Raw genomic sequence first — 14,300 nt, 5'->3', positions numbered from 1 at the left:
GCCGAGGCGTGCCGGTCGCAGGTACCCGCCCCCCGGTTCAGTGGAGGATGCGATCGAGGAAGTCCCCGACCTCGGGCGCCGACTGCGCGAGACCGTCGACATGACCGGCGCCCGGGAGCCGGAGGGTCAACTGCTCACCCGCGAGCGCGAGCTCGGCGGCGAACCACAGTGCCAGCGGCGGTGGCACCACCCGGTCCTGCGTGCCCTGAACCATCATCAGCGGCTTGTCGAATCCCGTTGTCGGAACACCCAAGTACTCGGTGACGGCCTGCGGAAGGGGGGTTCCCGCCAACGGCCGGGAGAACAGGTCGCCGACGGGGGTCTGGTTCGCGCGGGGCTTGAACTGCGCGAGCGGCGTGCCGTCGGCGGCGTCGACGAGTGCGCGGCCGCGCGGGGTGAGATAGCTGTCGACGTCGAGGTCGGGCCTGGCCTGGCGCAGCCCCGCCGCGATGTACGTCAGATAGAGCGTGACGCCGTCCAGCTTCACATCGGGAAAGTCCGGACCGGCGAGACCGACGAGCCGGTCGAGATTCGTCGGTGCCCCGCTCGCGAACGTGCCTCGGAAGTCGAGGTCCGGCGCAAGCACCTCCGCTCGCACGGTCGTCGCGAGCGCCGCGTGACCGCCCTGCGACTGGCCGGCCACGGCCCAGCGCCGCGACGCGCTCGGGAAGAGTTCCCGGGCAGCGCGGACCGAGTCGACGACATTGTTCGCGACAACATCGGCGTTCAGGTACGGATGCGGACCCGGCGTGCCGAGTCCCGCGTAGTCGGTCGCGACGACCATCAACCCGCGACGCAGCCAGTCCTCGAACAGCGAGCGGTACAGGGGGTACACCACTCCGGACCGGGTGGGCGCGTCCTGATCTGCCATCCCGACGGTGCCGTGCGCCCACGCCACGATCGGCCACCCTCCCTCGGGCGCGATCCCCTCCGGCACCAGCACCTGCCCAGTGGACAGTCCGTCCGCTCCCACTGTTCGGTACGTGAAGGTGAGGTTGTCGGATGCCCCTTCGACCTGAAGGAAGGAGTCCGCGGCGTTGCTCGCGACGACGATGCCCGCGTCACCGACGTTCGCGGACTGCGCATGAGCCGCCCCGCCGCCCGAGGCGGCAACGAGGGTGACTGCGGCGATTCCCGCGAACAATCCACTGACACGGCGCATTCGGTCGGGCCTTCCGTTGGGGTGGTGACGCTTTCGGGAGTCGACCCTAGTTTCTCCGGCACCCGATGTGGGGTGTGCCGATCGGCGAAGTCGGAGCCCGTCACCACCCGCCCGCCGTGCATCCTGCGGTGCCCCGGCACAGGACGGACGACACCCGTGAAGTTAGGATGGCCTATCCCAGTTCTGGAAAGGACCAAGCGTATGCCGGTGACCACGCCGTCCCAGCGGCTCGACCTCCCGATCGTCCTGCGTGAACTCCGGGTCATCCGCACCACCGAGGTGACCCCGCGGATGCGCCGGATCACCGTCGGTGGCGACCAGCTCGGCGCATTCCGCACCGGAGAATTCGACGTCACACCGTTCCGAACCGAGGGCGCCGACGACTACGTGAAGGTGTTCCTGCCCGAGGAGGGCGAAACCGAGCCGGTCCTGCCCGAGCAGCACGACGGCCACCTGCACTGGCCGCGCAAGCCCGCACCCGTCGCCCGCGCGTACACGGTGCGCCGATTCGACGCCGTCACCGGCGAACTCGACCTGGACTTCGTCGTACACGGCCACGGCGTCGGGGGGAACTGGGCGCGCGACGCGAAGCCGGGCGACGTCCTGCACCTGGCCGGACCGAAGGTGTCGACCATTCCCCCGGTCGGGGCGGAATGGTGGCTGCTCGCAGGCGACGAGACCGCGCTGCCCGCCATCGGCCGATACGTCGAGACGCACGACGATCCCGCGACACTGCACGCGGTCGTCCTGGTCGACGGACCCGCCGAGGAGCAGTCCGACCTGGCCGGGGTGACGTGGGTGCATCGGCAGGCCGGGGTCTCCGACGCCCAGGCCCTCGCGGACGCGGTGCGTCGTGTCGTCCCGCAGGCAGGCGACGGGTGGATGTGGATCGCGGGCGAGGCCGCGATCGTGCGGGAACTGCGCGCCGTGGCCAAGGAACGAGGCGTCCCGAAAGCCCAACTCGACGCGTCCGGCTACTGGCGGGTCCCGGTCACCGGCGCCCTGGGACGCGTCCGCGCCCTGCGCGATCAGGCGGTGGAGTCGATGGAGCACCGCCGTCGCGAGCACCACTGACGGGCCACCCGGTGACGGGTGGCCATCACGGTCAGCGGCTGGCGAACTGGTCCGTTGCGCCGGGCACCGGCTCGGCGGGGTCGATCCCGAGCTCGACAATCGTGTTGCTCGCATCGACGTGCACCACCCGGGGAACGAAGTCCGCGGCCTCACGGGTGTCGACATGCCGGTAGGCCATGATGATCACGAGATCACCGGGAGAGATCAGATGCGCTGCGGCACCGTTGATTCCGATCACTCCGGTACCCCGGGCCCCGGCGATGGCATAGGTCTCGAGGCGGGCGCCGTTGTCGATGTCGACGATGTGCACCTGCTCGCCTTCGAGCAGATCCGCGGCGTCCATCAGGTCTTCGTCGATGGTCACCGATCCCACGTAGTGCAGGTCGGCCTGCGTGACAGTGGCACGGTGGATCTTCCCGGAGAGCATGATGCGATTCACGCTCAGTAGGTTAGCCTAAGCGAAGTAGAGTGCGACAGGGGTTGGCCCTCAGGACCACCCCGGCGAGGACACAGAATGACAACCGGCACGGCCACGAGCGCGGCCACACCGCACGAGCCTTCCGGGCCCGCAGAGCCCCACTTCATCCTGTCCAGACCCCACGGCACGGTGACCGCCCGCGGCGTCACCGACTCGATCACCGATCCCGCCCACGCCGTCGCCCGACTGCGAGCAGGCACGCCGATCGTCGGGGCACTCCCCTTCGATGTCCGCGAACCGGCCGCACTGACCGTCCCCGGTCGACTCGACGTCACCACCACGCCACTGCCGGTCCGCACCCGCCCTGCCGTGCCCACCGTCACCGTCCGCAGGCACGTGCCCTCACCGGCCGAGCACACCCGCCGCGTCGCCGACGCCGTCACGCGTCTGCGCGAAACATCGCTGCGCAAGGTCGTTCTCGCTCGCGCCCTCGAACTGGACGCCGCCGAGCCACTCGATCATCGCGCGATCCTGGACCGCCTCGTGGCCGCCGATCCGTCCGGAAACGGCTACTCCGTCGACCTCGGCCCGGCCGGAGACGACCATCACGGTGTGCGACTCGTCGGCTCGAGCCCCGAGGTGCTGATCCGTCGACAGGGCACCACCGTCACGTGCCATCCCCTCGCCGGCTCCGCACCCCGCGACCCCGACCCCGACCGTGACGCCGCCCTCGGGCGCGCGCTCGCCGCGTCGACGAAGGACCTCACCGAGCACGCCTACGTCATCGAGTCACTCACGCAGTCGCTTGCACCGCTGTGCACCGACATCGTGGTTCCCGACGGACCCGTCCTCACGACGACGCCGCAACTGTGGCACCTGGGCACTCCCCTGCGCGCGACCCTGCGCGATCCCGCCGTCACCGCGCTGGAGCTCGCCCTCGCCGTGCATCCGACTCCGGCCGTGTGTGGAACCCCGACCGACGAGGCGATGCGAACGATCCTCGAAGTCGAGGGCAGCCGCGGCTTCTACGCGGGCGCGGTCGGCTGGTCCGACGCGTCCGGTGACGGCGAGTGGATGGTCACTCTTCGCGGCGCGCAGATCGCCGCGGATGGACTCCACGTCGTCGCACACGCGGGCGGCGGCATCGTCGCGGCGTCCGATCCGGAGACCGAACTCGACGAAACCACAACGAAATTCGGCACGATCATGGCCGCGCTTGGCGTCACCGCCTGACCGCGTACGGCAGGAGGCTCACGCCGTTGTGTTCGCCTCCGCCGACGGGTCCGGCACGGTGGTGGTCGCGTCGATCGCCGCGACCACGTCTGCGGTCGTGGGCACCACACCGGCACGCTTGGCGACGTAGTCCAACGCCATCAGGTGCTCGTCTCGGGTGAAGTCCGCGGTGGCGTCCACGACCAGGAACGGCGCGACGTCACTCATGAACGCCTCGGTCGCGCTGAGCATGCAGCCCATGTGCGCGTAGACGCCCGTGACGATCAGCTGGTCGCGGCCGAAGTGCCCGAGCAGCTGACGCAGGTCGGTGCGCTGGAACGCCGAGTACCGCCACTTGGTGACCTGGATGTCCGATCCACGCGGGGCGAGTTCCTCGACGACCTCGGTGTCGCGGCCGGTCGTCATGCCGACCCCCCAGAAGTCGGCGAGGATCCCGCGCCGCGACGGGTGCTGATCGCCCGGCTGCATCGTGTAGATGACCGGAATACCGGCCCGCGTGCAGGCGTCACGGATGGCGGCGATGTTCGCGATCACCGAGGCGATCGGCTCGGTCCCCGGCTCGTACGCGTCGATGAAGTACTTCTGCATGTCGTGGATCAGCAGTGCGCATCGCGAGGAGTCCAGGGCCCAGTCGACACGGTCGGCGGGTACCTCGTCGCGGCTGGGCAGGTCGTACGGCGCGATGGGCGGGATGGCCATCCGGTGACTCCTTGTCGTCGTTGGGTGCGTGAGTTCTGATGTGGCGGTTCACATGTCGAGCGTTGCTCCGCCGTCGACCCGGAGGTCGTGCAGCGTGACGTGGCGGGCGGCGTCCGAGCACAGGAACAGCACGGTCTGCGCGATGTCCTCCGGCCGGGCGATGCGGCCGAGTGGGATGCCGAGCCGGAACGACGCCGCGTCGCCCGCGATCACGGCCGGCGACTCGTCGTCACCGGACCACATTCCGCGCAGCATCGGCGTGTCCGTGGAGCCAGGCGACACGACGTTGCACCGGATGCCGTGCGGTGCGAGTTCCAACCCGAGGCTGCGCAGGTAGGCCGTCGCAGCCGCCTTCGACGCGCCGTAGGCGGCCATCGACGTCCGCGGGGTCGCTGCCGCGTTCGACGACACCCCCACGATCACCCCGGGCTCCGCACCGGCTCTCACGGCCGCGACGAGGCGCCGCGCCGCCTCACCGGCGACGTTGCGGGTTCCGGTGGCGTTGACGGCCATGCAGGCGTCCCAATCGTCACCCAGGTCCATTCCGGAGCCGGTGCGCAGGACGCCCGCGGCATGGACGAGGATCGCGATCGGCCCGACGGCCGCCTCGGTGGCGTCATAGGCGGCCGCGACGGCGTCGAGGTCGGTGACGTCGACGGCGAGCGTCTCACCCGCATGCAGGTCGGCGTCGGCCTCACCGGCGAGGTCCCATCGCGCGACGGTGGCACCCACCGACTCGAGCAGGCGCGCGACGGCGGCACCGATGCCGCCCGCGGCACCGGTCACGAGTACGGAACGCCCGGTCACACCCTCCACAGCCATAAGCGTAGGCTACCCTTACGGATTTGGTGGTGACGCCGCAGGGCACACCCGAAGCGAAAGGGATGCGGTGCCCGAGCAGTCGAAGGGACCTGTCGAGTTCACCCGGTGGCCGGAGACCGACGCAGCACGCTACCGAAGCGAAGGCATCTGGGCGGGAACGACGTTCGACCGTATCCTGCGCGACACGGCGACCCGGCGCGCGGACACCGTCGCCGTGATCGACGCCGACACCTCGTGGACCTACTCCGAGCTCGATGCCCGAGTCGGCACCCTCGCCGCCGGGCTCCTCGATCTCGGCATCGAACCGCGGCAACGCGTGATGGTCCAGCTTCCGAACAGGGCCGAGTACGTCGCCACCGTCTTCGCACTGTTCCGCATCGACGCCCTACCGGTGTTCTGCCTGCCCGCGCACCGCTCCGCGGAACTGACCGCGCTGGCCGCGGCCTCCGAGTCGGTCGCCATCGTCGTGGCACACCATCACGAGGGATTCGACCACGCCGCGCTCGCCGCCGACGTCGCCGCGGCCGTGCCCTCCCTGCGCACCATCGTCTGCATCCCCGACGCAGGAGCCGTCGCCCCCGAGGGCACGGTCGCGTTCGATGCGGTTCACGGCCACGACCGCGAGTTCCCCACAGCCGACCCCGGCGAGGTCGCGTTCCTGCAGCTGTCCGGTGGCAGCACCGGCGTCCCCAAGCTCATTCCCCGCACGCACGACGACTATCTCTACAGCGTGGTCCGCAGCAACGAGGTGTGCGGTGTCACCGAGGACACCGTCTACATGGCGACTCTTCCTGTGTCCCACAACTTTCCCATGAGCTCGCCGGGAATCCTCGGAGCCGTCGTCGCCGGTGGCACCATCGCGCTGACACCCTCCCCGGCCCCGTCGACCGCCTTCGCGATGATCGAACGGGCCGGCGTCACGATGACCGGACTCGTCCCGCCCCTGGCCCGGTTGTGGACGGAATCCGCCGAACGCGGACAACCCCACGACATCTCCACCCTCGCCACCGTCCAGGTCGGCGGGGCACGCTGCCCCGACGAGCTCGCCACCCGCATCGGCCCCGCACTCGACGCCCGCCTGCAGCAGGTGTTCGGCATGGCCGAGGGCCTCGTCTGTTACACCCGCCTCGACGATCCCGACGAGGTCGTCACCACCACCCAGGGGCGGCCGATGTCGCCGCTGGACCGGATCCGAGTCGTCGACGACAACGACGTCGACGTCCCGGCGGGCAGCGAAGGCTCCCTGATGACCCACGGCCCCTATACAATTCGCGGCTACTACCGGAACTCAGACGCCAATTCTCGCTCGTTCACCGACGACGGCTGGTACCGGACCGGCGACATCGTGCGCGTCGACGCGCGCGGCAACATCACCGTCTGCGGGCGCGCCGTCGACCGGATCAACCGGGGCGGCGAGAAGGTGTCCGCCGAGGAGGTCGAGGAACACCTGCTGGCACATCCCTCGATCCGGGACGCGGTGGTCGTGGCGATCGCCGACGAGTACCTCGGCGAACGCACCTGCGCGTTCGTCCTCGCCGCGGATGAGGACAACCCACCCAAGACGGGTCAGATCCGCGCCTTCGTCCGGGACCGCGGCCTGGCCGCATGGAAGATCCCCGACAAGGTGCAGGTTCTGGACGCGTTCCCCGAAACCGGCATCGGCAAGACCAGCCGCAAGGAGTTGCGCAGAGCGCTGACGGGTCGCTGACTGCCCGAGCCGGGTGGTGGTCGGTCAGCGCTCGATGGCGATGACCGCGCCGGGCTGCAACCACCGGATCAGCCACACCAGCGCCGCCTCGTCGATGGCGACGCACCCGAGAGTGGGCTCACCGTTGGTGACGTGAAGGAAGAACGCGCCGCCGTCGCCGGGCACCCGCGCCTTGTTGACGCCCATCGTCACCGCGTAGCGGTACTCGGGGATCTGCAGCTGTTCGGCGGAGTCCTCGTCGAACGCACACGATCCCGGCTCGCAGACCTGGTGGGTGTTGAACGTCGGGCTGTTCGGGTCGCCGTCCCACCAGTCGTCCGGTCCGACGGTCCGATAGGGCAGTCCACCACCGGGCGAGGGTGCGGTGCCGAACGCCTCGTCCAGGCTGAACACCCCGGTCGGGGTGGCCGGAACGCCGTCGCGCGCCTTCTCGGTGAAACCCGACTCACCCACCAGAGCGGGAAGCGACGGGGACACGCGGTGCCAGCCGACCGGCGAACGCTGCCAGGCCTCGAGCGTCGCACCCGAACCACTGGTGCCGTTGACGGCGACGACCTGGGTTGCGGCTCCGACCTCGCCTGCGAACCACGGCCCCTGAGCTGCGGCGAACGGCGCGCACAGCAGGGCCAGTACCGTCGCCACAACGGTCGAAAATATGACTGACATCACATTCCGCACACCACATCGTGACCGGTCGCGGCCCCGGGGTCAAACGCTGGCAGGATCGGCCCAACTCTGACCGCCCTACCCACGGAGGATCCATGACCTCGACCGACCTCGACGCGACCGCTTCCATCGCGGTGGTCGAACGCTTCCTGACCGCGCTCGCGCACTCCGACGTCGACGCCGCAGTGGCCCTCACCACCGACGACCTGGTGTGGCACAACGTGGGCGTGCCCCCTCTGCGTGGCGCCCGCGCCGTGCAGGCGCTCCAGGGCCTGGCCCGCCCGTGGATGCGCTTCGACGTGATCCTGCACAACGTGGCGTCCGACGGGAACGTGGTGCTGACCGAACGCACCGACCTGCTCGCCCTTGGCCCGGTCACCCTCGAGTTCTGGGTGTGCGGCACGTTCGAACTGCGCGACGGCAAGGTCGCGGTCTGGCGCGACTACTTCAGTATGCGGGACATGCTGCGCGGCTTGGCCGTTGGCATCGGACGCCTGGCGCTGGGTCGTCGCGGCGGCCGCTCGTCCGGCTATCTGGGTGCGTAGTGGACGGCGGCGATCGACGCGAACGAACGGGAGTGTGACATGGGTGTCTGGGGCTCAGGGAATTTCGACAGCGACACGGTCGCGGACGGGTTGGGCGAACTGACCGGCAGGATTCTCGACGACATCACCACCGAGTTCGAGGACGACTCGAACCTGGAGCCGGACGAGTGGGGCGGAAACATGGTGCCTGCCTGGCTCGAGATCCTCACCGAGATCGCCGAGACGCGGCGAGTCGGTGTGACCTTTCCCTCGGCAACCGTGCTGACGGACTGGCGGGACCGATACCTGCGCGTGTGGGACGGATACATCGACGGACTCGAGCCGGGCCCCGACCACAAGGTCGCGCGCCGGTCCGTGCTCGTCCACACCTTCGACAGAGCCCTTGCCGTCGCTGCCGAACGACAACAAGCGTAGGTGGAACGCCTTTCGGATCATCAGGGGTGAAACCCTGGTTCGAGCACCTGATCCGAGATACGAAATGGGGTCATGAGCGCAGAACCGCGACGTGTGAGTCTCAACGCCTTCATCTACCCGACCGGACACCACGAGGCGGCCTGGCGGCACCCCGACAGCCGGCCGCAGAGCATCTACGACGTCCGCTACTTCCAGGACATCGGACGCACCGCCGAGGCCGCGAAACTCGACGGCGTGTTCTTCGCCGACGGACCCGCCCTGCGCACCGACGTGCGCTACAACGTCACCTACGGACTCGAACCGATCACCCTGCTCACGGCCATCGCGTCGGTCACCACCCACCTCGGACTGATCGCGACCGCCTCGACCACCTACTACGAGCCCTACAACCTCGCGCGCCTGTTCTCCTCGCTCGATCACATCTCGGGAGGGCGGGCGGGCTGGAACATCGTCACCACCGGAACAGACAAGGCGGCAGCCAACTTCGGGCTCGATGCCCACCCCGACCACGCCGAGCGATACGCACGAGCACACGAGTTCGTGGAGGCAGTCGTGAAGCTGTGGGACAGCTGGGAGGACGACGCACTCGTCGTCGACAAGCAGACCGGCGTGTACGCGGACCCGTCGAAGATCCACACGATCGATTACGCGGGCGACCACGTCAAGGTACAGGGACCGTTCGGCGCGGCCCGGTCACCGCAGGGGCATCCGGTACTCGTCCAGGCCGGATCGTCCAACGACGGTCGCGCGTTCGCGGGCCGGCACGCGGAGGCGATCTTCACTGCGCACCAGCGCCTTTCGGACGCCCAGGTGTTCTACAAGGACATCAAGAACCGGGCGGCGGAGTTCGGCCGCAACCCGGATCACGTCAAGGTGCTCCCCGGAATCAGCCCGTTCATCGGGGACACCGAGGAGGCGGCGAAGGCGCTCGAACGCGAGTTCAACGAACTCACCGTTCCCGAGTACGGCCTGGAGCAGCTCGAATCGCTCACGGGGAAGAGCGTGCGCCACATCGGACTCGACGAGCGGATTCCGCTCGAGGTCTTCGCCGGCGCCGGCGACGTCGCCGACAACTCGGCAAGCCGACTCCAGGTCCTGGCGGGGATCGTGGAGCGGGAACAGCCCACCGTGCGGCAATTGCTGCACCGGCTGGCCGGTGCCCGTGGGCATCGCGTCGTCGCGGGCACCGCGGAGCAGGTCGCGGACACCATCGAGGAGTGGTTCACCCAGGGTGCCGCGGACGGGTTCAACGTCATGCCCCCGCAGTATCCGCAGGGCCTGGAGGTCTTCGCGACGCAGGTCGTGCCGATCCTGCAGGAGCGGGGACTCTTCCGCACCGAGTACGAGGGTGTGACGCTGCGCGACCACTACGGCCTGCCTCGTCCCGTCAGCCAGTACGCGACGGTCTGAACCGCGAAGACACGTTCGGCAGGATCAGCCCCGCGCAGCGAGGCCGATCCTGCCGAACTGGCGTGCTATGCGGTGGGGCCGAACTCCTCGAGCATCTCCGTCACGAGAGCCGCGATCGGCGAACGCTCGCTCCGGGTCAACGTGATGTGCGCGAAAAGCGGATGTCCCTTGAGCTTCTCGATCACCGCCGCGACACCGTCGTGCCGACCGACGCGCAGGTTGTCGCGCTGGGCGACGTCGTGGGTCAGCACGACACGCGACCCGCTGCCGAGTCGCGAGAGAACGGTCAGCAGCACGTTCCGTTCCAGGGACTGCGCCTCGTCCACGATCACGAACGAGTCGTGCAGCGAGCGACCGCGAATGTGCGTGAGCGGCAGCACTTCCAGCATCCCGCGGTTGATGACCTCGTCCATCACCTCGGGGCTGGCAAGACCGTCGAGGGTGTCGAACACGGCCTGCGCCCACGGTCCCATCTTCTCGCTCTCGCTGCCCGGCAGGTAGCCGAGCTCCTGCCCGCCGACCGCGTAGAGTGGCCGGAACACGACCACCTTGCGATGGGTGCGGCGCTCGAGCACCGCCTCGAGGCCCGCGGTGAGCGCGAGCGCCGACTTGCCGGTACCCGCCTTGCCGCCGAGCGAGACGATCCCGACGCTCTCGTCGAGGAGCAGGTCGAGGGCGACCCGCTGTTCGGCGGAGCGGCCGTGCAACCCGAACGCCTCCCGCTCCCCCCGCACCAACTGCACCCGCTTGTCGGGGGTGACCCGCCCCAGTGCGCTGGATCGGCCCCCCAGAAGTCGGATTCCCGTGTGACACGGAAGTTCCCGCGCCTCGTCGAGGTCGATCACGCCGTCGGCGAAGAGTCGGTCGATCTGCTCCGACGCGACATCGAGTTCCGTCATCCCGGTCCACCCGGACGTCACGACGTCCTGCGCGTGGTACTCGTCGGCGGGCAGTCCGACCGCGCCCGCCTTGACGCGAAGCGGGATGTCCTTGCTCACGAGGACCACGTCGTAGTCCTCGGCGGCCAGGTTGAGTGCGCACGCGAGAATTCGGGAATCGTTCGAATCGGTGCGGAAGCCCACGGGGAGCACGGCGGGGTCGGTATGGTTCAGCTCGACCTGCAGTGTGCCGCCCTCCGTGCCGATCGGCACCGGTTGGTCGAGCCTGCCGTGTTCGAGTCTGAGGTCGTCCAGCATCCGAAGCGCCTCTCGCGCAAACCATCCCAGCTCATGGTGGTGGCGCTTGCCCTCCAGTTCACTGATCACCACCAGTGGCAGAACAACCGAATGCTCGGCGAACCGGGTGACGGCCCACGGATCCGAGAGCAGAACGGAGGTGTCGAGGACGTAGGTGCGGACGGAGCGGTTTGCGGTCACGGTGGCTCCTACACTGACGCGGCGCCCGCGCAAGCGGCGGTTCGCTGGGCCGATCGGTCCGGGTGGGGCGACGCCCACAGGGACCGGGCGCCGGTCCCCTCGCACTGCGCGAAGTCAGTCACGACTCGAACCTCCCGGACGGGCAACTTCCCCTGTCACCCGTTGGCCTGAACGCTACGTCCACTCCGCCCCACCGTGCGCGACCAACACGGTGAACGTTGGGTAAACCAACAACCCGGCCGAAGCAGCGAAATGGCCCGCCCCCATGCGGGTGCGGGCCATGTCGCGTGGTCGGGTCAGACGTTCTTGGAGAGCAGGCCCCAGTTCTCGAGCCCGTCGTAGAGCGGGAAGTCGAGAGCCAGCTTCGACACGCGTGCGCGCAGCGCGGGAACGTCGGCGTCGGTGCCGTTCGCGAGCGCCGTCGCGATGATGTCGGCGACCTCGGTGAACTCGGCCTCGCCGAATCCGCGGGTGGCGAGCGCGGGGGTGCCGATGCGCAGGCCGGACGGGTTCATCGGCGGACGGGGGTCGAACGGAACAGCGTTGCGGTTGACGGTGATTCCGATCTCGTGCAGCAGATCTTCACCCTGCTGACCGTCGAGCGCGGAGTTGCGCAGGTCGACGAGGACCAGGTGGACGTCGGTGCCGCCTGTGAGGACGGAGATTCCGTTGCCCTCGACATCGGATCCGCCGAGGCGCTCGGCGAGGATCTTCGATCCGGCGAGGGTGCGCTCCTGGCGCTCCTTGAACTCCGGGGTGCCCGCGATCTTCATGGCGACGGCCTTCGCGGCGATCGCGTGCATCAGCGGCCCGCCCTGCTGGCCGGGGAACACGGCGGAGTTCAGCTTCTTCGCCCACTCCTGCTTTGCGAGGATCATGCCGGAGCGCGGACCGCCGAGGGTCTTGTGGACGGTGGTGGACACGACGTCGGCGTGCGGAACCGGCGACGGGTGCAGGCCCGCGGCGACGAGACCGGCGAAGTGCGCCATGTCGACCCACAGCTTTGCGCCGATCTCGTCGGCGATCGACCGGAACGCGGCGAAGTCGAGGTGGCGCGGGTAGGCGGACCAGCCGGCGATGAGCACCTGGGGACGCTCGGCGAGGGCGATCTCACGGACCTTGTCCATGTCGACGACGTGGGTGTCCTCCCGGACGCCGTAGGACGCGACCTCGTACAGCTTGCCGGAGAAGTTCAGCTTCATGCCGTGCGTGAGGTGCCCGCCGTGCGCGAGGTCCATGCCCATCAGCTTCTCGCCCGGGTTCATCAGCGCCATCAGCACCGCGGCGTTGGCCTGGGCGCCGGCGTGCGGCTGCACGTTCGCGAACTCGGCCCCGAAGACGGCCTTGGCGCGTTCCTTGGCGAGGTTCTCCACGACGTCGACGTGCTCGCAGCCGCCGTAGTAGCGACGCCCGGGGTAGCCCTCGGCGTACTTGTTGGTCAGGACGCTGCCCTGAGCCTGCAGGACGGCGCGCGGAACGAAGTTCTCCGACGCGATCATCTCGAGGGTGTCGCGCTGACGGGCCAGTTCGCCGTTCATTGCCGCGGCAACCTCGGGGTCGAGTTCGGCGAGCGAGGCATTGTTGACGTCGGTGCTGGGCACAGCGGTCATCGAGGGATCTCCAAGTGGAAGGCCGGGCAGGGGCAGCTCCATTCTAGGGCCAGGTCACCGGCACCCTGCCGCGGGTTCCCTGGAACGATGCCGCCGCCGTCCCGATCGCCGGGACAATGCCGCCGTAAGCGGCAGCGGACGCGCTTGGCTGTCCACCACGACGGAGTCCGCCACACCACCGGGAGCAACCGATGACCCTCGACGACCTGATCGCAGAACGCACGATCACCCGCGCCCTGACCCTGATCGCCCGGGCCATGGACGATCGCGACTGGGCGGCCCTCGACGACCTCACCGTTCCGGACATGACAGCGAACCTCGGCACCGGGGAGCTGGGAAGCCGTGCCGAGATGGTTGCGAGCATCCGCTCGTTCCTCGACGCCTGCGGTCCGACGCAGCACCTGCTCGGCAACGTCGTCGTCGATGTCGGCGGCGACACCGCTACCAGCCGCGCATACGTCTCCGACCTGCACCTCGGCACCGGTGACCGGTCGGGCGTCACGTTCCAGACACTCGGCGACTACCACGACAGCTGGGTCCGGCAGGGCGAGGCGTGGCTGCTGACGCGCCGCGTCAAGCTGGGCCGCGGGCACGTCGGCTCGTTCACTGTCCTCGGACCGGGCCCCGACGGCTGGTCGCCCCGCGGCTGACCGCACGATCGCACCCTTCGGCATCGGCCGGGTCGGCGAGGTTGAACAGGCTGTTCCGGCCGGGTTCGATCGGTACGGCGAGTGCGTGCCGGCGTGAATTCCAGCGGGCGAAACCGCCGGTGCGCCGCAATGCCGCCGCCAACCGGCGCGTGTCGTGATGCCAGCACTCCACCACGTCGTGGTGCGACTCCAGCCGGATCAGTCCGCCGCGCCGCACCGAGGCCAGCACGTCGACGGAGTCCCCGTTCTCCCAGCTCTTGCGTGCGTGAACGAAATGCACCCGATGTCCCGGTCCGTAGCTGGTGCAGTGGCGGTCGACGACCGGGATGTCGTGGGACAGGTTGCTCATGGGATCTCCCGAGTTACTCGGGCCGCCCGGAAATCCGGGGGCGCTCGTGCCGACACCGGGCGGTGCCAGCCACTTCGTCACCCGAGCCACCCGCGAGCGTGGGGTTGGCGGCCGTCCAGTCGGGGCTTGGCGACGGCACTCGTGAAGCAGCACCCAGTGTAGGC

General features: G+C 69.2%; 15 protein-coding genes and 1 riboswitch. Of the genes, 7 read left to right on the top strand and 8 right to left on the bottom strand.

Annotated elements, in window-relative coordinates; translation table 11 throughout:
- Nucleotides 1-37 precede the first annotated feature (37 nt).
- Nucleotides 38-1,162 carry an alpha/beta hydrolase family protein gene (locus tag FFS72_RS10255; protein ID WP_137873843.1) on the bottom strand — a complete coding sequence of 375 codons (1,125 nt, stop codon included), beginning with the start codon at nt 1,160-1,162 and terminating at the stop codon, nt 38-40.
- A 201-nt stretch (nt 1,163-1,363) separates the two neighbouring features.
- Between FFS72_RS10255 and FFS72_RS10250 the strand changes: the two genes are divergently transcribed.
- Nucleotides 1,364-2,236, top strand: coding sequence for a siderophore-interacting protein (locus FFS72_RS10250; protein ID WP_137873842.1), 873 nt, complete (start codon nt 1,364-1,366; stop codon nt 2,234-2,236).
- A gap of 31 nt (nt 2,237-2,267) precedes the next feature.
- Here FFS72_RS10250 and panD read toward each other — a convergent pair whose 3' ends face one another.
- On the bottom strand, nt 2,268-2,663 hold the full coding sequence (gene panD / locus FFS72_RS10245) for an aspartate 1-decarboxylase (protein WP_502704098.1): 396 nt from the start codon (nt 2,661-2,663) through the stop codon (nt 2,268-2,270).
- A gap of 87 nt (nt 2,664-2,750) precedes the next feature.
- On the opposite strand from panD, the gene FFS72_RS10240 reads away from it, so the two are divergent.
- Complete coding sequence (locus FFS72_RS10240) at nt 2,751-3,887, top strand: isochorismate synthase (protein ID WP_137873841.1); 1,137 nt, start codon at nt 2,751-2,753, stop codon at nt 3,885-3,887.
- A gap of 18 nt (nt 3,888-3,905) precedes the next feature.
- On the opposite strand, the gene FFS72_RS10235 is transcribed toward FFS72_RS10240, so the two are convergent.
- The gene (locus tag FFS72_RS10235) at nt 3,906-4,586 is read right to left on the bottom strand and encodes an isochorismatase family protein (protein ID WP_137873840.1); all 681 of its coding nucleotides are present in this window, start codon (nt 4,584-4,586) and stop codon (nt 3,906-3,908) included.
- A gap of 48 nt (nt 4,587-4,634) precedes the next feature.
- Entirely contained in the window at nt 4,635-5,408 is a 774-nt protein-coding gene (locus FFS72_RS10230) for an SDR family oxidoreductase (protein ID WP_137873839.1), read from the bottom strand.
- A gap of 67 nt (nt 5,409-5,475) precedes the next feature.
- Between FFS72_RS10230 and FFS72_RS10225 the strand changes: the two genes are divergently transcribed.
- A complete protein-coding gene (locus FFS72_RS10225; protein ID WP_137873838.1) occupies nt 5,476-7,116 on the top strand; it encodes a (2,3-dihydroxybenzoyl)adenylate synthase in 1,641 nt (546 codons plus the stop codon).
- Between the two features lie 24 nt (nt 7,117-7,140).
- On the opposite strand, the gene FFS72_RS10220 is transcribed toward FFS72_RS10225, so the two are convergent.
- Nucleotides 7,141-7,794, bottom strand: a complete 654-nt coding sequence (locus FFS72_RS10220; protein WP_212744344.1) for a L,D-transpeptidase family protein — start codon at nt 7,792-7,794, stop codon at nt 7,141-7,143.
- An 83-nt stretch (nt 7,795-7,877) separates the two neighbouring features.
- On the opposite strand from FFS72_RS10220, the gene FFS72_RS10215 reads away from it, so the two are divergent.
- The 3 genes from FFS72_RS10215 (at nt 7,878) to FFS72_RS10205 (ending at nt 10,151) form a co-directional block, all read left to right on the top strand.
- Entirely contained in the window at nt 7,878-8,327 is a 450-nt protein-coding gene (locus tag FFS72_RS10215) for a limonene-1,2-epoxide hydrolase family protein (protein ID WP_137873836.1), read from the top strand.
- A 39-nt stretch (nt 8,328-8,366) separates the two neighbouring features.
- Entirely contained in the window at nt 8,367-8,741 is a 375-nt protein-coding gene (locus FFS72_RS10210; protein WP_137873835.1) for a DUF4259 domain-containing protein, read from the top strand.
- 72 nt (nt 8,742-8,813) lie between these two features.
- Nucleotides 8,814-10,151, top strand: a complete 1,338-nt coding sequence (locus FFS72_RS10205) for an LLM class flavin-dependent oxidoreductase (RefSeq protein ID WP_137873834.1) — start codon at nt 8,814-8,816, stop codon at nt 10,149-10,151.
- 65 nt (nt 10,152-10,216) lie between these two features.
- Here the strand turns inward: FFS72_RS10205 and phoH2 are convergent, their stop codons facing one another.
- Nucleotides 10,217-11,527, bottom strand: coding sequence for an RNA 5'-3' helicase PhoH2 (phoH2, locus tag FFS72_RS10200; RefSeq protein ID WP_137873833.1), 1,311 nt, complete (start codon nt 11,525-11,527; stop codon nt 10,217-10,219).
- A 296-nt stretch (nt 11,528-11,823) separates the two neighbouring features.
- Nucleotides 11,824-13,137: a serine hydroxymethyltransferase gene (gene glyA, locus FFS72_RS10195; protein ID WP_137873832.1), complete on the bottom strand. Its 1,314-nt coding sequence runs from the start codon at nt 13,135-13,137 to the stop codon at nt 11,824-11,826.
- A gap of 191 nt (nt 13,138-13,328) precedes the next feature.
- Between glyA and FFS72_RS10190 the strand changes: the two genes are divergently transcribed.
- Entirely contained in the window at nt 13,329-13,787 is a 459-nt protein-coding gene (locus FFS72_RS10190; protein ID WP_137873831.1) for a nuclear transport factor 2 family protein, read from the top strand.
- Here FFS72_RS10190 and FFS72_RS10185 read toward each other — a convergent pair.
- Nucleotides 13,741-14,136 carry a hypothetical protein gene (locus FFS72_RS10185; protein ID WP_137873830.1) on the bottom strand — a complete coding sequence of 132 codons (396 nt, stop codon included), beginning with the start codon at nt 14,134-14,136 and terminating at the stop codon, nt 13,741-13,743. The two genes, FFS72_RS10190 and FFS72_RS10185, sit on opposite strands and share 47 nt — an antisense overlap.
- Before the next feature lie 37 nt (nt 14,137-14,173).
- A riboswitch (SAM riboswitch) is annotated at nt 14,174-14,283 on the bottom strand.
- Nucleotides 14,284-14,300 lie beyond the last annotated feature (17 nt).

The organism is Rhodococcus sp. Q, from assembly GCF_005503035.1.
Classification (GTDB): Bacteria; Actinomycetota; Actinomycetes; order Mycobacteriales; family Mycobacteriaceae; genus Rhodococcus_G.
Note: the sequence above shows the minus strand (reverse complement) of the source record. Positions and strands in the feature narration are given on the sequence as shown.